We start from the raw sequence: 23,550 nt of genomic DNA on the forward strand, positions 1-23,550 counted from the left end.
GTGTCCGGTAGGCAAATCCGCCGGGCTTAGATGAGGGGTGATAACGAGGCTGCTTGCAGCCGAAGTGAGTGATACCCAGCTTCCAGGAAAAGCCACTAAGCTTCAGCTACACACGACCGTACCGCAAACCGACACTGGTGCGCGAGATGAGTATTCTAAGGCGCTTGAGAGAACTCTGGAGAAGGAACTCGGCAAATTGATACCGTAACTTCGGGAGAAGGTATGCCGCAAGTAGGTGATCCTGCACAAGGGGAGCCCAAAGCGGTTGCAAAAAATCGGTGGCTGCGACTGTTTAATAAAAACACAGCACTCTGCAAACACGAAAGTGGACGTATAGGGTGTGACGCCTGCCCGGTGCTGGAAGATTAAATGATGGGGTGCAAGCTCTTGATTGAAGTCCCAGTAAACGGCGGCCGTAACTATAACGGTCCTAAGGTAGCGAAATTCCTTGTCGGGTAAGTTCCGACCTGCACGAATGGCGTAACGATGGCCACACTGTCTCCTCCAGAGACTCAGCGAAGTTGAAATGTTTGTGATGATGCAATCTCCCCGCGGAAAGACGGAAAGACCCCATGAACCTTTACTGTAGCTTTGTATTGGACTTTGAACAGATCTGTGTAGGATAGGTGGGAGGCTTTGAAGTGAGGACGCTAGTTCTCATGGAGCCAACGTTGAAATACCACCCTGGTGTGTTTGAGGTTCTAACCTAGGTCCCTTACCGGGATCGGGGACAGTGCATGGTAGGCAGTTTGACTGGGGCGGTCTCCTCCCAAAGCGTAACGGAGGAGTTCGAAGGTACGCTAGTTACGGTCGGACATCGTGACGATAGTGCAATGGCATAAGCGTGCTTAACTGCGAGACTGACAAGTCGAGCAGATGCGAAAGCAGGACATAGTGATCCGGTGGTTCTGTATGGAAGGGCCATCGCTCAACGGATAAAAGGTACTCTGGGGATAACAGGCTGATACCGCCCAAGAGTTCATATCGACGGCGGTGTTTGGCACCTCGATGTCGGCTCATCTCATCCTGGGGCTGTAGTCGGTCCCAAGGGTATGGCTGTTCGCCATTTAAAGAGGTACGTGAGCTGGGTTTAAAACGTCGTGAGACAGTTTGGTCCCTATCTTCCGTGGGCGCTGCAGATTTGAGGAAGCCTGCTCCTAGTACGAGAGGACCGGAGTGGACACACCTCTGGTGTATCGGTTGTCACGCCAGTGGCATTGCCGAGTAGCTAAGTGTGGAAGAGATAACCGCTGAAAGCATCTAAGCGGGAAACTCGTTTCAAGATGAGATCTGCCGGGGGCTTGACCCCCCTGAAGAGTCGTTCGAGACCAGGACGTTGATAGGTTGGGTGTGGAAGCGCAGCAATGCGTTAAGCTAACCAATACTAATTGCTCGTGAGGCTTGACCCTATAACTTTGATCCCCAGCGGATCGAAGACAGTTATGCCAAAGATGGCGCAGTCAAAATAAATCTGATTTCAGTCTCTATGAATTCGCCGACCTGATCAACAAACCGATCAGGAAAGCAAAAAGTTATGCCTGATGACCATAGCAAGTTGGCTCCACTCCTTCCCATCCCGAACAGGACAGTGAAACGACTTTGCGCCGATGATAGTGCGGGTTCCCGTGTGAAAGTAGGTCATTGTCAGGCTCTTACAGCAAGCAAACCCCCAGCGCCCCAAAGGCCTGGGGGTTTTGTTTTTCTGGGCTGCTTTATCTTGCGCAATGCCCTCGCACATAGGCTGCCGCCAGGAACGGAGCGCTCAAAAGACCTGCTCCACTACCAGAATATTCCCCGTGCATGCAATCTCCATGCTGGGCGGCTGCAATACCTTTGGCCAACACAGTACCGCTGCGTGAATGCTCCCCTGACGGCCTGTTGGGGGGCATGAGATCAATGGCTTTATTGGACGGCTTCACTTGCTGAGCGGCTTTACGCATCGTCTCTGGGTCAAGTTTCAGCGGGGGCGGTACGCTGTTGGTGGTGTTTACCGCTGTGTTGGCCTCGGGAGCATGCTCAGTGGGAGTATCCGCCGCTGTGCTGGTCGCGGTCGCATGATCAGTGGCGGAAGCCATCTGCTGCATTTGATGCGGTGTAGCAGCGCGTGACCGCCGGGTAACAAAGCCAGGTACGGCGGAGGTTTTTTGGGCTGTCACTTTCACTGGGGACGGTGCAGCGGGAGGGGGTATCGTGCGCACCGCTGTGACTTCAATCAGTTGCATGGCTTCGCGTCGTTGCGCTAAGTCCTGATCTGGCCTGATGGGTGTATGGACGGCAATGGCCACCAACAATGCGCCATGTGCCGCCGCCACCAGCAGCCCGACCACCGGTTTGCGCAGGCGGTGCCATCTCGAGCGCTTATGGCTTGGCATGCAGCGCTTTCGTAGTGCAGGCGCTTATCGATGCTTATGCAAGCCGAGAAAAGCTGGGTCCGTGCATGCAAGCGCAGTTCCACAGGGTGGGCACGGGTGCACTTTGCTGCCGAGAAATGGATGTCGGAAAGCGCGTCATAAATATATGAAATTGATTATTTAATTTGATAGTTATATTAAATTTCCAATGTCGTTGTCAATGCATGTCTGGTTGGCGGAAACAAAAAGAGAGCGCTGTGCGCTCTCTTTTTGTTTCGCCGTTGTCTCAGCGTAGGGCAGGAGACGGAGGCGACAGGCAGGTGCCATTGACAAATACCTTCAGCTCGCCAGAGTTGAAAGGCGTCCATTCCTCGTTTTTGGTCAGGGGAGCCGTGACGATGATGGCGACCTTGTCGTTGGGCGTGGTTTCCGCGGAGAAATCGACGCTCAGGTCCTCGTCCGCGAGGTGGGCATGCGTGAATGGATAACGGCGCTCGGTGTAGCACAGCGCCGTGGTGGCATGCGCCCACAGGGCTTCGCCGTTGGACAGCAGGAAGTTGAAGGTACCGTGCGGCGCGATGCGCGCGGCCAGTTCGCGCAGCGTGTGAGTCAACTCCTCGATGCTGGGCAGGCCGGCGTGCGATTTCCACAACTCCTGCATGATCCAGCAGAAGGCACGCTCGCTGTCGGTGTCGCCCACGGGGCGGAAATGGCTGTGCAGCTTGGGCGCGTATTGCTTGAGGTCGCCGTTGTGCGCGAAGACCCAGTTGCGGCCCCAGAGCTCGCGTACGAAGGGGTGGCAGTTCTGCAGGCTGGTCACGCCCTGCGTGGCCTTGCGGATATGGGCAATGACGTTGCAGCTCTTGATCGGATATTCGCGGATCAGCTGGGCCACGGGGGAGGTGACTGCGCGCTGATGGTCCACGAAGTGGCGCAGGCCCTTGTCTTCGAAAAATGCAATGCCCCAGCCATCGGTGTGATCGCCGGTGTTGCCCGCACGCTGCGCAAAGCCGCTGAAGCTGAAGCGCACGTCGGTCGGGGTATTGCAATTCATTCCAAGAAGCTGGCACATGGTGGGGTCGAGAGAAAACAGGGGAAAAGCGCAGGACGGGCCTATAGCCTAGCGCCAGCTGCGCGTTCTGTGCGCAAAAGCGTGTGAATCGGGGTGAAAGTGTGCGCTCGGTGCGCCGAGGCCTTGCCGGTCCCCAAGCTGCCGCGGGGGCGGCAGTCCCGTCCCGGCCTTGCGCCAGGACGTTGTGGTGCGGCACCGTTCAACTGCGTTCCGACCAGAGCACGCCGCCAGTGGACCAGTTTTCGCGCTTGACATCGGTGATGAGGACATCGACCGATTCGGGTGAACCACCGAGCACTTCGACGCTGACGCGGGTGATCTCGGCGACGAGCTTCTTCTTCTGTTCAACCGTACGGCCTTCGAGCATTTCAATGTGGTAGGTGGGCATGAGAACTCCAAGTGAAAAAACAGGAATCATATCGGCGCGCACGGATGGTCGGGGCCTTGACGGGCGGCACAGGCTGGGCACAGACAGGACTGGTCCAACGCTTCTTTGGGGATCGACGCCAGCACTGCGGGCGCGATGGTGGCGTCCATGCACCAGCAGTCCTCGGGCGGCATATCTGCGCTGATCGCGCACTGGTTGCTGCGGCCGCACAGTGGGCAGCGGGTGGGATCGGGAGAGGAGGGCACTACAACACGGGGCATGCCGAAGTGTAGAGCCTTGCCCATTTATTGAAGGGGGCCGTCCACCCTTCGACAAGCTCAGGGCGAACGGATTGGAACAAGTTCAGGGCGAACGGATGAGAGGCCATCTGCCCTTCGATCCTTCGACGGGGCTGCCCAGGCAGGACAGACGAATTAGACCGCCGCCTTGACCTTCTGACGCCAGGCGTGCAGCAGGGGTTCGGTGTAGCCGGAAGGCTGCTCCAGGCCCTTGAAGATCAGGTCGCAGGCGGCGCGGTAGGCGTAGGAAGTGTCGAAGTTGCCCGCCATCGGACGGTACAGCGGATCGCCGGCGTTCTGCTGGTCGACCACGGCGGCCATGCGCTCCAGGGTGGCGCGCACCTGGGCTTCGCTCACCACGCCATGCAGCAGCCAGTTGGCGATGTGCTGGCTGGAGATGCGCAGCGTGGCGCGGTCTTCCATCAGGCCGACGTCGTGGATATCGGGCACCTTGGAGCACCCCACGCCCTGGTCGATCCAGCGCACGACATAGCCCAGGATGCCCTGCACGTTGTTGTCGAGCTCCTGCTGCCTTTCGGCATCGGTCCATTGGGCTTCCATGACCACCGGCACCTGCAGCAGACCTTCCAGCAGATTGTCGCGCTCGGCGTCTGCGTCGGTTTTCTCCAGCTGTGCCTGGACCTCGGCGACATCGACCTGCTGGTAATGCAGCGCATGCAGCGTGGCGGCCGTGGGCGAGGGCACCCAGGCGGTGTTGGCGCCGGCCTTGGGATGGGCGATCTTCTGCTCCAGCATGTCGGCCATCAGGTCGGGCATGGCCCACATGCCCTTGCCGATCTGGGCACGGCCGCGCAGGCCCAGGCCCAGGCCGACCAGCACGTTGTTGCGCTCGTAGGCGGGCAGCCAGGCGCTGGCCTTCATCTCGGCCTTGCGCACCATCGGTCCGGCGTGCATGGCGGTGTGCATCTCGTCGCCCGTGCGGTCCAGGAAGCCGGTGTTGATGAAGGCCACGCGCGCGGCAGCGGCGGCAATGCAGGCCTTGAGGTTGACGCTGGTGCGGCGCTCCTCGTCCATGATGCCCAGCTTGACGGTGTTGGCCGGCAGGCCCAGCACCTGTTCGACGCGGCCGAACAGTTCATTGGCAAAGGCGGCTTCGTCAGGGCCGTGCATCTTGGGCTTGACGATGTAGACCGAACCTTCGCGGCTGTTGCGGATGCCGGCCTTGCCCAGGCCCTTGAGGTCGTGGATGGCGATGGCCGTGGTCACCACGGCATCGAGGATGCCTTCGGGAATTTCCTTGCCCTCGGCGCCCCAAAGGACCGCGGGGTTGGTCATCAGATGCCCGACATTGCGCACGAACATCAGCGAGCGGCCGTGCAGTTTCAGCGGCTGGCCGTCGGCGCCGGTGTATTCGCGGTCGGGGTTGAGCCCGCGCGTGACGCTCTTGCCGCCTTTCTGGAAGGTGTCGGTGAGGGTGCCGTTGAGGATGCCCAGCCAGTTGCGGTAGCCCAGCACCTTGTCCTCGGCGTCCACGGCGGCAATCGAGTCCTCGAGATCGAGAATCGTCGACAGCGCGGCTTCGAGCACTACGTCGCTGACGCCGGCGGCGTCGCTCTGGCCAATGGCAGTGCTGCGGTCGATGCGGATGTCGAGGTGCGAGCCATGGTTCTTCAGCAGAATCGACGAGGGCGCATCGGGGCTGCCCTGGTAGCCGACGAATTTGGAGGCGTCCTGCAGGCCGGTGCTCAGGCCGGCCGACAGCGTGACGCTCAGATGGCCGTTCACCACGGCGTACTTCGTCGCCTGCTGGTGCGAGCCGGTAGCCAGCGGGGCGGCCTGGTCCAGCACATCGCGCGCGAAGGCAATGACCTTGGCGCCGCGCCTGGGGTTGTAGCCCTGGCCCTTCTCGCAGCCATCAGCCTCGCTGATGGCGTCTGTGCCGTAGAGCGCGTCATACAGCGAGCCCCAGCGCGCGTTGGCGGCGTTGAGCGCGTAGCGCGCGTTCAGGATGGGAACCACCAGCTGCGCGCCGGCCTGGGTGGCGAGTTCGGCATCCACACCGGAGGTCGTGGCCTGCACGTTCTGCGGGGGATCGACCAGGTAGCCGATGCGGGTGAGGAAGGCGCGATAGCCCGCCATGTCGGTGATCGGGCCGGGGTGGGCCTTGTGCCAAGTGTCGAGCGCGGCCTGCAGGCGGTCGCGCTCGGCCAGCAGCGCGGCATTGCGCGGCGCCAGGTCGTTGACCAGGGCGTCGAAGCCCTGCCAGAACGCCTCGGGCGCCACGCCCGTGCCGGGCAGCACCTCGTCGTTGATGAATCGGTGTAGTTCGTTGGCTACCTGCAGGCCATGGACGGTGGTGCGATCGGTCATGAATAAACCTTGGAATGGAAAAAGAGGCGTCGGCAGAAGATGAGCTACTGTATTTGAATTGTTTGCAGTTATAAACCGCCTGGAAAGTACAGAACTCGTGACTTTTATGCAAAAGTGCCGGAGGCGGCGCGCGGCGAGGTCCAGCTTTTTGTCCATAATCAGAGCATGGACAAACTCAAGGCGTTCGAGTCATTCGTGTCGGTGGCGACCAAGGGCAGCCTCACGGCCGCGGCCAAGGCCGAAGGCGTGGCCCCAGCCATCATGGGGCGGCGGCTGGACGCGCTCGAGGAGCATCTGGGCGTCAAGCTGATGGTGCGCACGACGCGGCGCATCTCGCTGACCCATGAAGGCAGCGCTTTTCTCGAAGACTGCCAGCGGCTGCTGTCGGATGTGGCCAACGCCGAAGCCAGCGTGTCGGCAGGTGGCGTCAAGGCCACGGGCCATCTGCGCATCACTGCCCCCGCGGGCTTCGGCCGGCGCCATGTGGCGCCGCTGGTGCCGCGCTTTCGCGACCTGCACCCCGAGGTCAGCATCTCGCTGAACCTCAGCGACCGCGTGGTGGACTTGGCCGGCGAGGGCTTCGACTGCGCGGTGCGTGTGGGCGACCTGCCCGACTCCTCGCTGGTCAGCGTGCGCATTGCCGACAACCGCCGCCTGTGCGTGGCCACGCCGGCCTATCTCGCGCGCCGGGGCGTGCCCGAACACCCGAGCGAGCTCGCGCAGCACGACTGCCTCACGCTGTCGAGCGATGCCTCGCAGACCCGGGGCTGGGCATTCCGCATTGCGCAACCCGACCAAAGCACGCACGATGTGGTGCATTTCAAGTCGGGCGGACCGCTCGACTGCTCGGATGGCCAGGTGCTGCATGACTGGTGCCTGGGCGGCTGGGGCATTGCCTGGCGCAGTACCTGGGAGGTCGAGGCCGAGATCGCGGCCGGCCGGCTGGTGGCCGTGCTGGAGGAGTTCGCGGCGCCGCCCAACGGCATCTATGTGGTTTTTCCCCAGCGCAAGCACATGCCGCTGCGCGTGCGTCTGTGGATCGACTATCTGAAGCACCATTACCAACAAGCCGAATTCTGGAAGAACGGAGTATCCCCATGACCCTCGAAGCACTGCTCGCGGCCCTGCATCTGGTGGCCATCCTGACCCTGGTGGTCTTTCTTTCGAGCCAGGCGGCGCTGTGCCGCAGCGAATGGATGAATGCCGCGGTGGTGCGGCGGCTCGCGCGCCTGGATGTGATCTACCTGTTTGCCGCCGTGGCCTTGCTGCTGACCGGGCTGGCGCGGCTTTACTGGGGCACCAAGGGCATGGCGTGGTATGTCTCGCAGCCGCTGTTCCACGTCAAGATGACACTGTTCGTCCTGGTGGGGCTGCTGTCGATCAAGCCTTCGCTGGCCTTCCGCCGCTGGGTGCGTAACCTGACCGAAGGCCAGGCACTGCCTGATGCGCAGGAGGTGGCAAGCACGCGGCGCTGGATCATGCTGCAGGCGCATCTGGTGCCGGTGATTGCGGTGGTGGCGGTGTTTTGGGCACGGGGGATGTAGGGCTGCCCAGGGACCAGGCGCTGGTTCCCTTCGACAGGCTCAGGGTGAACGGGCACGGCGGCTGACGTACATGCGCCACGGTCGAATCTTCGTTGGCGGCATAAAGCGAAGCGGGCACGTAAAATCCTTCGATGCTCTCCGTCAAACAGGAATTGCTCGCGGCTTTGGCCGCCGAGCTGGATAAATTGTCGCCCGGCGCCGGTGCGCGCGCCGCTTTCGAATCTCCCAAGGTGGCCGCGCATGGCGATTTCGCCTGCACCGCCGCCATGCAGCTGGCCAAGGCCGCCAAGCAAAATCCCCGGCAGCTGGCGCAGGCGCTCAGCGATGCGCTGATGGCCACCCCCGCTTTCGCGCGCTGGGTCGAGGCGCTGGAGATCGCCGGCCCCGGCTTCCTGAACGTGCGGCTCAAGCCCGCCGCCAAGCAGGAAGTCGTGCGCGAGGTGCTCTCGGCCAAGGAGGCCTTTGGCTTCCAGCCGCGCCGCGCCGAAAAGCTGCTGGTCGAGTTCGTTTCCGCGAACCCCACCGGCCCGCTGCATGTGGGCCATGGCCGCCAGGCCGCGCTCGGCGATGCGCTGTGCAACCTGTTCACGACCCAGGGATGGGACGTGCACCGCGAGTTCTACTACAACGACGCGGGCGTGCAGATCCAGACGCTGACGAACAGCACGCAGCTGCGCGCCAAGGGCTTCAAGCCCGGCGACGAGTGCTGGCCCGTCGATCCCGAGAACCCGGCCAGCAAGGCGTTCTACAACGGCGACTACATCCAGGACATCGCCAACGATTTCCTGGCAAAGAAGACCGTCAAGGCCGACGACCGCGAATTCACCGCCAACGGCGATGTCGAGGACCAGGACAACATCCGCCAGTTCGCCGTGGCTTACCTGCGCAACGAGCAGGACAAGGACCTGCAGGCCTTCAACCTGCGCTTCGACGAGTACTACCTCGAGTCCAGCCTCTACACCTCGGGCCGCGTGGACCGCACGGTCGAGCGCCTGATGGCCAACGGCCATACCTATGAGCTCGATGGCGCGCTGTGGCTCAAGTCGACCGACTACGGAGACGACAAGGACCGGGTCATGCGCAAGCGCGACGGCGGCTACACCTACTTCGTGCCCGATGTGGCCTACCACATCGCCAAGTGGGAGCGCGGCTTCACCAAGGTCATCAACATCCAGGGCACGGACCACCACGGCACGATCGCGCGGGTGCGCGCCGGCCTGCAGGCCGCCGATGTGGGCATCCCCCAGGGCTATCCCGACTACGTGCTGCACACCATGGTGCGCGTGGTGCGCGGCGGCGAGGAGGTCAAGATCAGCAAGCGCGCGGGCTCCTACGTGACGCTGCGCGACCTGATCGAGTGGACCAGCAAGGATGCGGTGCGTTTCTTCCTGCTCAGCCGCAAGCCCGACACCGAGTACACCTTCGACGTCGACCTGGCGGTGGCGCAGAACAACGACAACCCGGTCTATTACGTGCAGTACGCGCATGCGCGCATCTGCTCGGTGCTCAAGGCCTGGGGCGGCGATGCGGCCACGCTCAAGGACGTGGACCTGTCGGCGCTGGAAGGCCCGCAGGCCCAGGCGCTGATGCTGCAGCTGGCCAAGTACCCGGACATGCTCACAGCCGCCGCGCAGGGCAATGCGCCGCACGACGTGACCTTCTACCTGCGCGACCTGGCCGCGGCCTACCACAGCTACTACGATGCGGAGCGCATCCTGGTCGACGACGAAACGGTGAAGCTGGCACGCCTGGCATTGATCAGCGCGACCCGCCAGGTATTGCACAATGGCCTTGCGGTGCTGGGCGTGTCCGCTCCAGAACGCATGTAAACCGATCACATCATGAAGACACAGCAACGCGGCGGCACCGTTCTCGGCATCATTCTCGGCATCATCTTCGGCCTGGGCGCGGCCCTGGGCGTGGCGGTCTATGTCAGCAAGGTGCCGATGCCCTTCCTGAGCAAGGCCAAGAACGCCGACCAGGACGCGGCCGAAGCCAGGAAGAACAAGGACTGGGATCCGAACTCGCCCCTGTACGGCAAGAACCCGGCGCGCATCACAGTGCCGGCGGCACCCGAGGTGGCAGCGCCTGCCGCGGATGGCGTGGCGGCCGCGCCGGCGCCGGATGCAGCGCCGGCGACGACTGCGGCATCGCAACCCGTGGCACCGGTGACGTTGCCGCCCAAGCCCGAGCCCAAGACCAGCACAGCGGGCAAATCCAGCGATCCGCTGGGTGATCTGGTCAAAGCCAAGTCGGCCGAGGCCAGCGCGGCCGAGAGCTTCAATTACTTCGTGCAGGCCGGTGCCTTCCGCAGCCCCTCCGATGCCGAGGCGCAACGCGCCAAGCTGGCGATGCTGGGCTGGGAGTCGCGCGTGAGCGAGCGCGAGCAGAACGGCCGCACGGTGTTCCGCGTGCGCGTGGGTCCTTTCGGCAAGCGCGACGATGCCGAGCAGCTCAAGACCAGGCTCGAGGGCGCAGGCGTGGATTCCGCGCTGGTGCGCGTGCAGCGCTGAACTTTTTGGCGCGCCACCCCTCTGACTTACGAACCGAACCAGGAGTGTTGTTCCATGAAACGCCGTGATTTTTCCCTGGCTGCCGCTGCCGCAGCTTCCGCATCCGCTCTTTCTTTCGTGGCCACGCCCGCGCTGGCCCAGGCTGCGTTCAAGGAAGGCAAGGATTACGCCAAGCTGGGCAAGCCCGTCGCCACCACGGCCGGCGCCGGCAAGGTCGAGGTGCTCGAGTTCTTCTGGTACAGCTGCCCGCATTGCCATTCCTTCGAGCCCGCGTTCGCGGCCTGGAAGTCAGCGGCGCCCGCCGATGTAGTGGTGCAGCGCGTGCCCGTGGGCTTCAACGCCAGCTTCATCCCCCAGCAGAAGCTCTACTACGCGCTGCTGGCCATGGGCAAGCTCGATGAAGTGCACCCCAGGGTGTTCCGTGCGATCCACGTCGAGCGCAACCGCCTGGCCAAGGACGAGGACATCTTCGAATGGGTCGGGAAGCAGGGCGTGGACGTGAACAAGTTCAAGGAAAGCTACAACTCCTTCACGGTCTCCAACCAGGTGCGCAAGGCGACCCAGCTGCAGCAGGAATACAACGTCGAGGGCGTGCCCTCGATCGGCGTGGCCGGCCGCTACTACACCGATGGCACGATGGCTGGCAACATGGCCAACGTGCTGCGCGTGACGGACCATCTGATCGCCCTGAGCCGCAAGGGCTGAGGCCACGCGGGGCCGCGGCCCCTGCATGACGGGCCCGCCTTGCGCGGGCTTTTTTGTGCCTGCTGGCGCCATGGACTTGCCGGGCGGGGCCATCCACGCACGGGGTTCCAGGCGGTGCCTGGGATTTAATGGGTCACACGCCCTACAATGGTCGCAAGATTCGTGCCCTCCATGAAAAAACGCCTACTTCCCCTTCTCCTGCTTTCAGCCCTTGCCTGCGGCGCGGTGCAGGCCGAAAGAGCCGATCGCAACAAGCCCATGAACATCGAGGCCGATGCGCTGCGCCACGATGAACTGCAGCAGACCAGCGTCTTCACCGGCAACGTGGTGATGACCAAGGGCTCGATCGTGCTGCGCGGCGCGCAGTTGGACGTGCGCCAGGATGCCCAGGGCTACCAGTTCGGCACGGTGAAGGCCGAGGCGGGCAAGCGCGCCTTCTTCCGGCAAAAGCGCGATACCCAGCCGGGGCAACCCGATGAATTCGTCGAGGGCGAGGCCGAGGTCATCGAATACGACGGCAAGGCCGACAACGTCCGGCTGATCCGCCGCGGCGAACTGCGCCGCCTGCGCGGAACGGCGCTGACCGACGAGATCACCGGCGCGGTCATCGTCTACAACAACCTGACCGATGTGTTCACCGTGGACGGCCAGGCCCGTGCTCCGGGTGGCGCCACCGGCGCCGCATCCGGCGGGCGCGTGCGCGCCGTGCTTGCCCCCAAGGAGCTGCCGCCGGCCGCGGCGCCCGCGCCGGCCACGAACCTTCGGCCCAGCACCACCCTTCCCTCGAACCAGTGAGCGGCGCTTCCGTGAACGCAACCTCCCCGCAGCCCGAATCCAGCCGCCTCGAAGTCAAGCATCTGGCCAAGTCCTACGGCAGCCGCAAGGTGGTCAAGGACGTCTCGCTGGCGGTGCAGAAGGGCGAGGTCGTGGGATTGCTCGGCCCCAACGGCGCCGGCAAGACCACTTCCTTCTACATGATCGTCGGCCTGGTGCGCTGCGATGCCGGCGACATCTTCATCGACGACCAGGCGGTCGGCAACATGCCGATCCACCAGCGCTCGCGCCTGGGGCTGTCGTACCTGCCGCAGGAAGCATCGATCTTCCGCAAGCTCAGCGTGGAGGACAACGTGCGCGCCGTGCTCGAGCTGCAGCGCGACGAGCAGGGCCGGCCCCTGACCCGCGACGAGATCGAGCGCCGCCTGCTGGCGCTGCTGCAGGAACTGCGCGTGGACCATCTGCGCGCCTCGCCCGCGCTGGCGCTGTCGGGCGGCGAGCGCCGGCGCGTCGAGATCGCGCGCGCGCTGGCCACGCAGCCGCGCTTCATCCTGCTGGACGAACCCTTTGCCGGCATCGACCCGATTGCCGTCATCGAGATCCAGCGCATCATCGGCTTCCTCAAGGCACGCGGCATCGGCGTGCTGATCACCGACCACAACGTGCGCGAGACCCTGGGCATCTGCGACCACGCCTTCATCATCAGCGACGGCCATGTGCTGGCCCAGGGCACGCCCGCCGAGATCGTCGAGAACGCCGACGTGCGCCGGGTGTACCTCGGCGAGCACTTCAGGATGTGAGCGCCATGTCCATCAGCCTGTGCCGGTTCGGAGGGGAACGCCGTTGAAGCCGGGTCTGTCGCTACGGGTATCGCAACACCTCGCCCTCACGCCGCAGTTGCAGCAATCGATCTGGCTGCTCCAGCTCTCGACGCTGGAGCTGAGCCAGGAAGTCGAGCACATGCTCGACGACAACCCCTTTCTCGAACGCACCACGGAAGAAGCCGAGCGCGAGGAATTCGGCCTGGCGCAGTCCGACGTGCCGGCGCAGCGCGACGACTATGCCGAGGATGCGCAGCATGCGTCGGCAGAGATGTCGGGCAGCAGTGGCGATGCCGACGCCGGCGAGGTCACTGCGCCGGCCGATGCCGCGCCCGATTGGGAAGGCGACGGCAGCAGCGATCTCGCGCCCGATGACAGCGAGTGGGGCGGCGAGGCGCGCGCGCGCAATGGCAGCAGCGAGGACGACGCCGAGGCCCAGGACCTGGCGCACGGCCACGAGTCGCTGACCGATCACCTGCACCGCCAGGCGCTGTCGCTCAGGCTGGGCGAGGTCGATCGCGCGGCGCTGCGCTTTCTCATCGAGTCGCTCGATGACCATGGCTATCTGGAGGATTCGCTCGAGGAACTGGCCGCGGGACTGGCCGGCGCGGATGCACTGGAGGAGCAGGAGGAACTGGTGCACCGCTTCACGGTGGCGCTGCGCCTGCTGCAGTCGCTCGAGCCGGTGGGCGTGGGAGCGCGCAACCTGGCCGAATGCCTGACCCTGCAGCTGCAGCACCTCGCGGCGCAGGACGACGACCAGACCGACGAGGCCACCGTGCAGACCGCGCTGCGCATCTGCGCGCAGCCCATGGACCTGCTGGCGCGCCGCGACGTGCGCCGCCTGATGCAGGCCTGCGCGGCCAGCGAGGAGCGCGTGCGCGCGGCCATGGCGCTGATCGCGCGGCTCGAGCCGCGGCCCGGGCGGCGCTTTGCCGACGTGGAGCGCAACCTGGTCGTGCCCGACGTGATCGTGCGCAAGATGGCGCGCAGCCGCGGCGACGGCCAGCCGCAGTTCAGCGTGCAGCTCAATCCCGAGGTGATGCCGCGGCTGCGCGTGCATGACATCTATGCCAACGCGCTGCGCGGCCACAAGGGCAGCGAGGGGCACGCGGCGCTGCAGCAGCGGCTGCAGGAGGCGCGCTGGTTCATCAAGAACATCCAGCAGCGCTTCGACACCATCCTGCGCGTGTCGCAGGCCATCGTGCAGCGGCAGAGGAACTTCTTCACCCATGGCGAGCTGGCGATGCGCCCGCTGGTGCTGCGCGACATCGCCGACGAGCTGGGGCTGCATGAATCGACCATCAGCCGCGTGACCACGGCCAAGTACATGGCCACGCCGATGGGCACCTACGAGCTCAAGTATTTCTTCGGCTCGGGCCTGGGCACGGAGACCGGCGGCAATGCCTCGAGCACGGCGGTGCGCGCGCTGATCAAGCAGTTCGTCGCGGCCGAGAATCCGCTCAAGCCTCTCTCGGACAGCCAGCTGGCCGAAATGCTCAAGGAGCAGGGCATCGAATGCGCGCGCCGCACCGTCGCCAAGTACCGCGACGTGCTGAAGATCGCGCCGGCCAATCTGCGCAAGTCGCTATAGCGCGCGGGGCCGGCAAGATGCCCTCCAATGCGCGCATTTGACGGCAAACGCGTATCCTTGGCGCCCTGCTATGAACCAACTGCAACTGTTTTTGCCCTGCGCCGCCGGCGTGGAGGACTATCTGGCCGACGAGGCCCACCGCATCACGGGCCTGACCGGGCACGACCTGCTGGTCGGGCGCGGCGGCGTGATGCTGCGCGCCTCGTGGCGCGACGCGCTGCTGCTGAACCTGCACAGCCGCCTGGCGCAGCGCGTGCTGGTGCAGCTTTCGACCTCGATGTACCGCAACGAGAACGACCTGTACCGCGCGGCCAGCGAGGTGGCTTGGGAGATCTGGTTCAGCCCGCGCGAGAGCTTCAAGATCGAGTTCACCTCGCAGCACAGCCCGCTGACCAGCCTGAATTTCGCGGCGCTGCGCGTCAAGGACGCGATTGCCGACCGCTTCCGCGCCAAGACCGGCGTGCGTCCCGATGTCGAGACGCGCTACCCGGACGTGCGCGTGCACCTGCACCTGACCACGGACGAGGCGACGATCTACATCGACACCTCGGGCGAGGCGCTGTTCAAGCGCGGCTGGCGCGAGGACAAGGGCGATGCGCCGCTCAAGGAAACGCTGGCCGCGGCAATGATTGCCGCGACCGGCTGGGACCCGCATGGCGACAATCCGCAGCCGCTGTACGACCCCTGCTGCGGCAGCGGCACGGTGGTCATCGAGGCGGCGCAGATCGCCTGCCGCATTCCGCCGGGCATCCAGCGCCGCTTTGCCTTCGAGAAGCTGGTGCCGTTCCAGCCGCATGTCTGGGAAGCGATCCTGCGCCAGGCCGAGGCGGCGATCTGCGAGAGTCCGGTCGGCATCTACGGCTCCGATGTCTCCCACCGCATGGTGGATTTTGCCGAACGCAATGCCGAGCGCGCGGGCGTGGCCAGCGCCGTGAACCTGCGCGGCGGCGACGCGCTGCAGCGCATGCCGCCGAGCGAGCAGCCCGGCGTGATGGTGCTCAACCCGCCCTATGGCGAGCGCATCGCCGCGGCCGGCTCGGCCGGGCGCAACGCGGCCGAGCGCATGGGCCAGGTCGAACGGGCCGGGCGCGAGACCGCGCAGACCGAGGATGGCGTCGAGTTCTTCGGCCAGTTGGCATCCCACTGGAAGAAGAACTACAGCGGCTGGCAGGCCTGGATGCTCACGCCCGACCTGAAGCTGCCCGGCAAGATGCGCCTCAAGGAGTCGCGCCGCGTGCCGCTGTGGAACGGCCCCATCGAGTGCCGCATGTTCCGCTTCGACATGATCAAGGGTGCCGTCAAGCCGCGGCGCAGCACCGACGGCGGTGCAGGCAGCCAGCCCGCATGAAGATCGTGCTGCGCTGGCCGCATTGCAATCCTGGGGCCGGCCACCCGGGCCCCGGGCCGCGTCCCCTGGTGCTCGACACCAACATGGTGCTGGATCTGCTGGTCTTCGACGACGCGGCCATCGCACCGGTGCGCGCGCTGCTGGCCGAGGGCGCGCTGCGCTGGATCGCCCATGCCGCGCAGCGCGTGGAGCTCGAGCGCGTGCTGGGCTATCCGCAGATCGCGCCGCGCGTGGCCTTCTACGGGCTGAGCACGGACAGCGTGCTGGCGGCCTTCGACAGCGCAGTGGAGTATCTGCCCGAGGCGCCGGCGATCCGCGTGATCTGCAAGGACCCGGACGACCAGCATTTCCTGGCCCTGGCGGCGCAGCACCAGGCGCTGCTGCTGAGCAAGGACAAGGCGGTGCTGACGCTGCGCAAGCGGCTGGCGCCGCTGGGGGCGACGGTGGGCAATATCCTGCTCTGGACGCCCGAGGCTGACACTGCACCTGTCTGCGCACCCGCCGAGGCTGTTGCCGCTTGAGTGCGGCGCGTGGCAAGCCGGGATACTCCCATGCCCGGCTGTGGCTATGCCGGACGGCTACACTGCGCGCAATCGCCTGCTGCACGGCGCCTGCAGGCCCCAGCCCCGGCCCTGACCGGGGCCCCATGAAAGATTCCAAATGACCGAACAGACCACCCCCAGCTCCGCCGACGAGGCGCTCGAGCCCACCAATGAAAACGCTCCCGCGCTGGACATCGACCAGCTGGAAGAGCTGGACCTGATCCTCGAAGATTTGCGCACGCGCGAGGAAGAAGTCCCGCAGTGGGAGTTCTGCGATGGCTTCCTCACGGCGCTGGTCTGCACGCGCCGCCCCATTCCTGCCGCCGAATATCTGCCGATGCTGCTGGGCGATGGCGTCGAGCTGGAAGTGGCCGAAGGCGCGCCTCTTCCGAAGCTCGATGTGTTCAAGGACGAGGCGCAGCAGGAGCGTTTCCTCGCGCTGTGGCAGGCACGCTGGGATGAGGTCGTGCGCCAGCTGGACGCCGACGTGCGGGCGCTGGACGACGAGCGCTGCTTCCACCCCGAAGCCATGGACATGCGCGGCGCCATTGCCGGCCTGCCCGAAGACGAGCGCGCGGAAATGGAAGGCCAGGAAATTCCTTCCTATGGCCAGGTCTGGGCATTGGGTTTCATGTTCGCCGTGGAGAACTGGCCCGAGGAATGGGCCGCGCCGCGCGACAAGGAAGCCGCGCAGTGGCTGGACGCGGCGCTGGAATCGGTCGTGGCCCTGACGGAAGACGACACCGGCAAGCCCGAAGTCAGCATCTATGACGAGAACGGCCCGGCCAGCACCAGCCGCGCGCGCGTGGAGACCTATGGCGATGCCATCTGGGGCATCTACGACCTGCGCCAGCTGTGGAAGAGCATGGGCCCGCGCCAGGAGACCATCGTCAAGGGGGAGCAGCCGGGGCGCAATGATCCTTGCCCTTGCGGCAGCGGCAAGAAGTTCAAAAAGTGCCACGGGGCATAACACCCCTCTGAGCGGTGCGCGTGCCTGGGTTTCCGGGCCCTAAGATAGCGTTTTTTGTTTTCCTGCAGGGCGCGCTTCGGCGCGTTCATTGTTATGGCCACCCCCATGCTTGCCCGACTGCGCGCCGAATGGGCGCCCAGCATTCCGCGTGAACTGCTGGCCGGTGCGGTTGCGACCTTTGCGCTGATTCCCGAAGTCATCGCGTTTTCCTTTGTCGCCGGGGTCGATCCGGCCGTGGGGCTGTATGCCTCGTTCGTGATCAGCATCGTCATTGCGTTTGCCGGGGCGCGCCCGGCCATGGTGTCGGCGGCCGCGGGATCGGTGGCGCTGGTGGCCGCGCCGCTGGTGCAGTCGCATGGCCTGGCGTATCTGCTGGCGGCGGGCCTGCTGGCGGGCGTGGTGCAGATCATTTTCGGCTGGCTGCGCATGGGGCTGCTGGTGCGCTTCGTTTCGAGTTCGGTACGCACCGGCTTCGTCAACGCGCTGGCCATCCTGATCTTCAGCGCGCAGCTGCCGCATCTGCGCAATGCCAATGGCGCGGGCTGGGCACTGCTGGCGCTGGGGCTGGCGTTGATCTATGGCCTGCCCTGGGCCGCGCGGCGCATGGGCCGGCCGGCGCTGGCGGCCATTCCCTCGCCGCTGATCTGCGTGCTGGTGCTGACGCTGCTGGCCGCGGGCCTGGGCCTGCCGGTGGCCACCGTGGCCGACCTGGGCCACCTGCCCGATGCGCTGCCCTCCTTTGGGCTGCCCGAGGTGCCGCTGGCCTGGGAGACGCTGCGCATCATCGCGCTGCCTGCCATCGCCATTGCCATGGTCGGGCTGCTGGAGTCGGTGCTCACCGCCGCGGTGGTCGACGAGATGACCAGCACGCCCAGCGACAAGAACCGCGAATGCACCGGCCTGGGCCTGGCCAATGTCGCGGCCAGCTGCTTTGGCGGCATTGCCGGCTGCGGCATGATCGGCCAGGCCGTGGGCAACGTCACCTATGGCGGGCGCGGAAGGCTTTCAACGTTGTTCGCCGGGGTGTTCCTGCTGCTGCTGATGGTGCTGCTCGAGCCCTGGGTGGCGCGGGTGCCGGTCGTGGCGCTGGTGGCCATCATGGTCACGGTGTCGGTCGCCACCTTCCACTGGGGCAGCCTGCGCCAGCTGGCGCGCCATCCCAGGACTTCGACCACCGTGATGCTGGCCACGGTGGTGCTGACCCTGGCGACGCACAACCTCGCGGTGGGCGTGGCCGTGGGGGTGCTGCTCAGCGGCGTGTTCTTCATGGCCAAGGTATCGCAGCTGCTGCAGGTGCGCTGCGAGGACGACGACGCAGCGGGCACGCGCACCTGGACCATCACTGGGCAGGTGTTCTTTGCCTCGGCCGATGCGCTGGTGGATGCCTTCGATGTGCGCGGCGCCGAAGGGCGGGCGGTGCGCATCGATGCCCGCGGCGCGCATTTCTGGGATATCACCAGCATCGCGGCGCTGGAGAAGGTGGTGCAGCGGCTGCGCTCGCATGGGTGCGAGGTGGAGGTGGTGGGGATGGGGGAGAGCGGGAAGGAGTTGATGGAGCGCGCGAAGTAGCGGGATTAACGGTGAAGTGGCGGTTTTATCGGACAGGCCGTCCATCCTTCGACAAGCTCAGGACGAACGTTTTTACCGTTCGGGGTGATCCTGAGCTTGCCTGGGCGGCCCCGTCGAAGGATCGAACCATGGACGGCCTGCCCTCAAGAAATCCCGTCAACCCGCGCCAAGCCGCCCTGCGCCAAATTCTTCACGACTCCCGCAAGCGCCGCACCAACCCCTCGAGCGCATGCTCCACCGTCGCCTCCCGCACCGCCGCCCGATCCCCCTCGAAGCGCACGCATTCCGCATCCGCCCGCCCATCGACGCACCACCCGAACCAGACCGTGCCCACCGGCTTGTCCACGGAGCCACCACCCGGTCCAGCCACGCCGGTCACAGCCAGGCTGCACTGAGCCAAGGAATGCGCCACCGCGCCGCGCGCCATCGCCAGCGCAACGGCTTCGCTGACGGCGCCATGGGCTTCGATCAATGCGGCATCGACCCCCAGCATCTCGGTTTTGGCCCGATTGGAGTAGCTGACGAAACCGCGCTCGAACCAGTTGCTGGAGCCGGCGACATCGGTGCAGGCGCCTGCGATCAGCCCGCCGGTACAGCTTTCCGCCGTGGCCATCTGCGCACCGCGGGAGAGCAGGGCGGCGGCCAGTTCGCTGACGAGAAGTGTGGGCATGGCGTTCAGAAGAAGAAGTGGCGCCACAGCGCGATCACCAGCAGCGTGCAGCAGGCCGCGACCAGATCGTCGAACATGATGCCGAAGCCGCCGCGCCAGCCGAAACCCTTGAACAGCCGATCGGCCCAGCGCACCGGCGGCGGCTTGGCGGCGTCGAAGAAGCGGAACAGCAAGAATGCGCACAGCTGACCCCACCAGCCCATGGGCATGCACATCCACAGCACGAGCCAGATGGCCACGATCTCGTCCCAGACGATATGGCCGGGATCGGCCACGCGCATGTGCTGCGCGGTGACCGTGCAGGCCCACCAGCCTAGCACCGCGGCAAAAAGGATGGTCCAGCCGATCTCTGCCGGCGTGAACCACAGCTGCAGCAGCAGGAAGCTGGCCCAGCCCCAGAGGCTGCCCGCCGTGCCGGGCGCTACCCGGCCCAAGCCCGAGCCCTGCCCCAGCGCAATGAAATGCGCGGGGTGGGCCAGCATGAAACGCACGCTGGGACGGTAGGCGGCTGGAGGGCGCGGGTGGAGGCGTTGGTTGCCCCGCACATCGGCAGCGGAGTCGGGAAAGCGTGGCATATGTTGATTGAGCCTGTGCAAGTGCTTGATAGCTTAATTCTATGGCACCTGCGGGCAGCGCTTGTGGGTGGGGATCCTGCCCGGTTGTCGCTCAGGTAGAAAAATGGTCGAACGATGCGTAGCGTTGTACCAGTTCCTGCCCCTCGCTGCCCAGCAGGCGCAGGCCGGCCTGCGCCTGCACGCTGCCAATGTGCGTGACCGGTGTGCCGCTGGCATGCGCCGCAGCAGCCACCTGGCCACGCCGTTCAGGCGCCGCGGTGAAGCACAGCTCATAGTCATCGCCGCCGGCCAGGGTGCATTGGCGCACCAGTTCGCTGTCGAAATCCCCGCCCGCCGCCAGCAGCGGGCTGCTCAGCCGTGTGTCGATGCAGGCGCCCACGCCCGATTGCGCCAGGATATGCCCCAGGTCGCCGAGCAGGCCGTCGCTCAGGTCGAGCGCGCTGCTGGCAATGCCACGCAAGGCCTGGCCCAGTGCCACGCGCGGCTGCGGCATCTCCAGCCGCAGCCGCGCCGCCGCCAGCGTGGCGGGGGGCAGTTGCAGCTTGCCTTGCAGCGCCTCGAGCGCCAGCCGCGCATCGCCCAGGCTGCCGCTCACGTAGATGTCGTCGCCGGCGCGCGCGCCGCTGCGCAGCAGCGCCTGGCCCGCCGGCACCTCGCCGAAGACGGTGATGCAGATGTTCAGCGGTCCCTGCGTGGTGTCGCCGCCCACGAGCTCGCACTGGTGCGCGTCGGCCAGCGCCAGCAGCCCCTGGGCAAACGCCCCTGCCCAGGCCGCGTCGGCGCGCGGCAGCGACAGCGCCAGCGTGAACGCCAGCGGCCGCGCGCCGCAGGCCGCGAGGTCGCTGAGGTTCACGGCCAGCGCCTTGTGGCCCAGCCGCTTCGGGTCCACATCGGCGAAGAAATGGCGGCCTTCCACCAGCATGTCGCTGGACACCGCCAGCTGCATGCCGGGGGCGGGCGCCAGCAGCGCGCAGTCATCGCCCACGCCCAGCGCGGCGCGGCGCACCGGGCGCGTGAAGAAGCGGCGGATCAGTTCGAATTCACCCATGTCAGACAGTTTGACCTCGGAAACGGAGAGCGGCTTGCCGGCTGGTTTCCGCCAATAGCTGTTCCTCGCGCTGGCGTTCGCGCAGCCAGCGCGCGTCGTTCTGGCCGGCTTCGACATCGCTGCGCAGCAGGTGCAGCGCGGGCGCGGCGCCCTGGCGCGCGGCGTGCCCCGCGATCTGGTCGAAGGTGTGCAGGATGTGCTCCGCCAGCGGCTGGTGGCGGCCGGTGCCGGGGTCCACATAGACCGCATCCAGCCCGAAGCGGCAGGCCTGGAAGCGGTTATAGGTGTAGACCAGGTAGTCGTCCTCCTGCGGCGTGAACGGCTGGGTGTCGAGGAACCAGGCTGCGAGCGACTGCACGAAACCCGAAAGCGCGGCCGCGCGCTCGATGGTCAGCGGGGTGTCGAACACGCGGATCTCGATCGTGCCGAACTCGGGCTTGGGCCGGATGTCCCAGTAGAAGTCCTTCATGCTCTTGACCACGCCGGTGCCGGTCATCTTGTCGAAGTAGTTCTCGAACTCGCCCCAGGTCAGCACGCAGGGCGCGCGCCCCGACAGCGGAAAGGCGAACACCGAGTTCAGCCGCGCCGAGTCGAAGGCCGTGTCCTGGCCCTGCACGTAGGGGCTCGAGGCCGACAGCGCGATGAAGTGCGGGATGTAGCGCGACATGCGGTGCAGCATCAGCAGCGCGGCGTCGGCATCGGGGCAGCCGATGTGCACGTGCTGGCCGAAGATCGTGAACTGCTTGGACAGGTAGCCGTAGAGGTCGGACAGCTCGCGAAAGCGCGGCTTGTCGTAGATGCGCTGGCGATGCCACTTCTGGAACGGGTGCGTGCCGCCGCCCGCGATCGCGATGTTGAGCTTGTCGGCGCTGCGCACCAGCGCGTCGCGGATCGGCGTGAGCTGGCCCAGCACCTCGGAGGCCGAGTGGCACACGCCGGTGGAGATCTCGATCATGCTGCTGGTCATCTCGGGCACCACGCTGCCGGGCAGCGGGGTCTTGGCCATCAGGCGCAGCATGTCCTCGGCGTAGGGCGCGAGGTCGTAGTCGTGGGTGTTGAGCAGCTGCAGCTCGAGCTCGACGCCCAGCGTCAGCGGTTCGGAATTGTGGAAAGCTTCAAGGCCCATTGCGGTCTCCGGGAACGGGGTTGCGCTCGAGCAGGCGCAGCGTCTTGGCGCTTTCGCGCGCGCGGTGGAAGGCCAGGCTGGCGAGCACGGCGCCGAACACTTCCATCATCAGGATCATGGGCAGCGCGATGCGGGAAATCATCTGGCCGCCGTCCGGCGCGGCGGTCACGAACTGCGAGGCGATCAGCAGCGCCACCGAGGACATCGGCGCCATCGCGCAGCTGACCCACAGGGCCTGGCGCCAGCTGGCGCCGCTGCCGACATTGCCCAGGCCCACGCCCACGGCCTTGGCCAGCAGGCGCACGACGATGACGGCAAACACCACGCCGGCCAGCGGCAGGTTCCAGTCGGCCTGCGCCGCCACCGTGGACACCAGCACGAACATCATCATGTTCAGCAGCGTCGAAGCCGTGCCGAGCTGGCGCGGCCAGGCCCAGGGGCGCGGGTGCAGGTGCTTGAGCAGCATGCCGCCGAGCAGCGCGGCCAGCGGCGCCGAGCCGCCCAGGTGGGCCGTGACGGCGGTGCTGGCGGCAATCAGCGCCAGCACCAGGATCGAGGTGTTCTCGCTGTTCGGGCTCATGAATTGCAGCGCCAGCCGCATCAGCAGCGACAGCACGGCCGCCACCAGGATCGACACGCCCAGCACCACGGCCACGGCGGAGGTGCTGTCGAGCAGCGTCTGCGCCGGGCGCAGGAAGACTTCGGACTGGGCGCTGCCCAGCGTCAATGCATAGAGGGTGGACAGCGTCGCCAGCACCATCGCGCGGTCGGTCACCGCGCCCGCGGCACGCAGGTCGGTGATGACGCGCGACAGCACCAGCGGCGAGGCCGCCATGGCGATCATGGCGATCGGGTTGGCGACATCGGCCGGCGTGTTCAGCCAGCGCAGCACCCACAGCACGGAGAAATAGGTCAGCGCCGCCTCGGCAATGCTCTGCACCAGCACCATGGGGTTGTGGCGGAACCAGCGCAGCGGAATGCGCCCGCCGCACTCGAACAGCACCAGCGACACGCCCAGTTCCAGCAGGAACAGGCTGATGCCCTGCAGCGGCCAGGGCGCGCCGCTGAAGCCGGCGAAGCCGACCAGCGCCCCCACCATGGAGTAGCCGACCACCTTGGGCAGGCCGACATAGCGCTGGCACAGCGAGCCGCCAATGGTCGCCAGCGCCAGCAGCAGCGACCATTGCAGCGTCACCAGTCCGGCCGACGGGCGCAGCCACTGCGCCCAGAAGCCCGTGAGATTTTCCATCTTCTTCTCCTGCAGATAGTTCCATGCCGCCCCGCCGGATGTTCCGGCTCCCTCGGCAGCTGCCTGGGGACTTTATCCTGTC

General features: G+C 65.8%; 21 protein-coding genes and 2 rRNA genes (1 of these 23 cut by a window edge). 14 read left to right on the plus strand and 9 right to left on the minus strand.

Features of this window, described 5'->3' with window-relative positions:
• A 23S ribosomal RNA gene (locus M9799_RS09345) occupies positions 1–1,409 on the plus strand (it extends 1,467 nt beyond the left edge of the window).
• Between the two features lie 128 nt (positions 1,410–1,537).
• Positions 1,538–1,650: ribosomal RNA gene (gene rrf, locus M9799_RS09350) — 5S ribosomal RNA — on the plus strand.
• A gap of 987 nt (positions 1,651–2,637) precedes the next feature.
• Here the strand turns inward: rrf and M9799_RS09355 are convergent.
• From M9799_RS09355 to M9799_RS09370, 4 genes are all read right to left on the minus strand, one after another.
• Positions 2,638–3,423, minus strand: a complete 786-nt coding sequence (locus M9799_RS09355) for a class II glutamine amidotransferase (RefSeq protein WP_231041416.1) — start codon at positions 3,421–3,423, stop codon at positions 2,638–2,640.
• A 199-nt stretch (positions 3,424–3,622) separates the two neighbouring features.
• On the minus strand, positions 3,623–3,811 hold the full coding sequence (locus M9799_RS09360) for a 4-oxalocrotonate tautomerase (protein WP_231041417.1): 189 nt from the start codon (positions 3,809–3,811) through the stop codon (positions 3,623–3,625).
• A 26-nt stretch (positions 3,812–3,837) separates the two neighbouring features.
• Positions 3,838–4,095 carry a cysteine-rich CWC family protein gene (locus M9799_RS09365; RefSeq protein ID WP_318530277.1) on the minus strand — a complete coding sequence of 86 codons (258 nt, stop codon included), beginning with the start codon at positions 4,093–4,095 and terminating at the stop codon, positions 3,838–3,840.
• A gap of 129 nt (positions 4,096–4,224) precedes the next feature.
• Positions 4,225–6,420: a malate synthase G gene (locus tag M9799_RS09370; protein ID WP_231041419.1), complete on the minus strand. Its 2,196-nt coding sequence runs from the start codon at positions 6,418–6,420 to the stop codon at positions 4,225–4,227.
• Positions 6,421–6,585: 165 nt separating this feature from the next.
• Here M9799_RS09370 and M9799_RS09375 point away from each other — a divergent pair, with 165 nt between their 5' ends.
• The 12 genes from M9799_RS09375 (at position 6,586) to M9799_RS09430 (ending at position 18,800) form a co-directional block, all read left to right on the plus strand.
• Positions 6,586–7,521, plus strand: a complete 936-nt coding sequence (locus M9799_RS09375) for a LysR family transcriptional regulator (protein WP_231041420.1) — start codon at positions 6,586–6,588, stop codon at positions 7,519–7,521.
• Entirely contained in the window at positions 7,518–7,964 is a 447-nt protein-coding gene (locus M9799_RS09380) for a DUF2214 family protein (RefSeq protein WP_231041421.1), read from the plus strand. The genes M9799_RS09375 and M9799_RS09380 overlap by 4 nt, the downstream gene beginning before the upstream one ends.
• Before the next feature lie 131 nt (positions 7,965–8,095).
• Positions 8,096–9,793: an arginine--tRNA ligase gene (gene argS / locus M9799_RS09385; RefSeq protein ID WP_231041422.1), complete on the plus strand. Its 1,698-nt coding sequence runs from the start codon at positions 8,096–8,098 to the stop codon at positions 9,791–9,793.
• A 12-nt stretch (positions 9,794–9,805) separates the two neighbouring features.
• The gene (locus M9799_RS09390) at positions 9,806–10,477 is read left to right on the plus strand and encodes an SPOR domain-containing protein (RefSeq protein ID WP_231041423.1); all 672 of its coding nucleotides are present in this window, start codon (positions 9,806–9,808) and stop codon (positions 10,475–10,477) included.
• 54 nt (positions 10,478–10,531) lie between these two features.
• Positions 10,532–11,182 carry a thiol:disulfide interchange protein DsbA/DsbL gene (locus M9799_RS09395; protein ID WP_231041424.1) on the plus strand — a complete coding sequence of 217 codons (651 nt, stop codon included), beginning with the start codon at positions 10,532–10,534 and terminating at the stop codon, positions 11,180–11,182.
• A gap of 171 nt (positions 11,183–11,353) precedes the next feature.
• Entirely contained in the window at positions 11,354–11,977 is a 624-nt protein-coding gene (gene lptA / locus M9799_RS09400; RefSeq protein ID WP_231041425.1) for a lipopolysaccharide transport periplasmic protein LptA, read from the plus strand.
• 11 nt (positions 11,978–11,988) lie between these two features.
• The gene (gene lptB / locus M9799_RS09405; RefSeq protein ID WP_377007832.1) at positions 11,989–12,756 is read left to right on the plus strand and encodes an LPS export ABC transporter ATP-binding protein; all 768 of its coding nucleotides are present in this window, start codon (positions 11,989–11,991) and stop codon (positions 12,754–12,756) included.
• Positions 12,757–12,799: 43 nt separating this feature from the next.
• On the plus strand, positions 12,800–14,371 hold the full coding sequence (locus tag M9799_RS09410) for an RNA polymerase factor sigma-54 (RefSeq protein ID WP_231041427.1): 1,572 nt from the start codon (positions 12,800–12,802) through the stop codon (positions 14,369–14,371).
• Positions 14,372–14,441: 70 nt separating this feature from the next.
• Complete coding sequence (locus M9799_RS09415) at positions 14,442–15,719, plus strand: THUMP domain-containing class I SAM-dependent RNA methyltransferase (protein ID WP_231041428.1); 1,278 nt, start codon at positions 14,442–14,444, stop codon at positions 15,717–15,719.
• Positions 15,716–16,240 (plus strand): PIN domain-containing protein, encoded by a 525-nt coding sequence (locus M9799_RS09420; protein ID WP_231041429.1) that lies wholly within the window; start codon positions 15,716–15,718, stop codon positions 16,238–16,240. The genes M9799_RS09415 and M9799_RS09420 overlap by 4 nt, the downstream gene beginning before the upstream one ends.
• A 139-nt stretch (positions 16,241–16,379) precedes the next feature.
• The gene (locus M9799_RS09425) at positions 16,380–17,231 is read left to right on the plus strand and encodes a YecA/YgfB family protein (RefSeq protein WP_231041430.1); all 852 of its coding nucleotides are present in this window, start codon (positions 16,380–16,382) and stop codon (positions 17,229–17,231) included.
• Between the two features lie 105 nt (positions 17,232–17,336).
• Positions 17,337–18,800: a SulP family inorganic anion transporter gene (locus M9799_RS09430; protein ID WP_231041431.1), complete on the plus strand. Its 1,464-nt coding sequence runs from the start codon at positions 17,337–17,339 to the stop codon at positions 18,798–18,800.
• Between the two features lie 190 nt (positions 18,801–18,990).
• Here M9799_RS09430 and M9799_RS09435 read toward each other — a convergent pair whose 3' ends face one another.
• From M9799_RS09435 to M9799_RS09455, 5 genes are all read right to left on the minus strand, one after another.
• Entirely contained in the window at positions 18,991–19,470 is a 480-nt protein-coding gene (locus M9799_RS09435) for a CinA family protein (protein WP_231041432.1), read from the minus strand.
• A gap of 5 nt (positions 19,471–19,475) precedes the next feature.
• Positions 19,476–19,952, minus strand: a complete 477-nt coding sequence (locus M9799_RS09440; protein WP_231042148.1) for a phosphatidylglycerophosphatase A family protein — start codon at positions 19,950–19,952, stop codon at positions 19,476–19,478.
• Between the two features lie 184 nt (positions 19,953–20,136).
• Complete coding sequence (gene thiL, locus M9799_RS09445; RefSeq protein WP_231041433.1) at positions 20,137–21,093, minus strand: thiamine-phosphate kinase; 957 nt, start codon at positions 21,091–21,093, stop codon at positions 20,137–20,139.
• 1 nt (position 21,094) lies between these two features.
• Positions 21,095–22,219 (minus strand): YbdK family carboxylate-amine ligase, encoded by a 1,125-nt coding sequence (locus tag M9799_RS09450; RefSeq protein WP_231041434.1) that lies wholly within the window; start codon positions 22,217–22,219, stop codon positions 21,095–21,097.
• Positions 22,209–23,468 carry a cation:proton antiporter gene (locus M9799_RS09455; RefSeq protein WP_231041435.1) on the minus strand — a complete coding sequence of 420 codons (1,260 nt, stop codon included), beginning with the start codon at positions 23,466–23,468 and terminating at the stop codon, positions 22,209–22,211. Before M9799_RS09455 ends, M9799_RS09450 begins: the two co-directional genes overlap by 11 nt.
• Between the last annotated feature and the right edge of the window lie 82 nt (positions 23,469–23,550).

It is taken from the genome of Comamonas endophytica (genome assembly GCF_023634805.2).
Lineage (GTDB): Bacteria > Pseudomonadota > Gammaproteobacteria > Burkholderiales > Burkholderiaceae_C > Comamonas > Comamonas endophytica.